1 protein-coding gene is annotated in these 366 nt (G+C 35.8%); it reads left to right on the top strand.

Going from position 1 to position 366, the window contains the following annotated elements; translation table 11 throughout:
• Window positions 1–254: hypothetical protein (locus ACVCZW_RS00070; protein WP_452231285.1), on the top strand; the 254-nt coding region annotated here is incomplete at its 5' end.
• Window positions 255–366 lie beyond the last annotated feature (112 nt).

Below are 366 nucleotides of genomic sequence, written 5' to 3'. Positions count from 1 at the left end.
CCCTTGAGGGGACTTTAGGGGTGTTTTTCAAAAAAAACATAGCATCATCAAAGATACCGAGTATCGCTCTTTATGGGTGTTTCCAGAACGAACACCATTACAATCCTTATTGCAGACCAATCTACACAGGTACTTTTTCATTAGCAAATAACCAGACCATCCTTTTACTACAGTCCACATTTAAAAATGCGCTTTGCTTATTTTACGACAAACCATCCACTTTTTCGTTACCACAAAAAACCACCTTCCTTTAGCTAAAGGAAGGAGCAGTAAATAAGTATCTTTTTAGTTATTCTAGTTATTTCACAAGAGTAATCACGCAAACCTGTCCCCATAAGTATTATCGAAATGAAAACATATTTTCAT

This window comes from Lacinutrix sp. MEBiC02595, assembly GCF_053601555.1.
The sequence above is the reverse complement of the archived record's forward strand: the minus strand, read 5'-3'. Positions and strand labels throughout refer to the sequence as shown.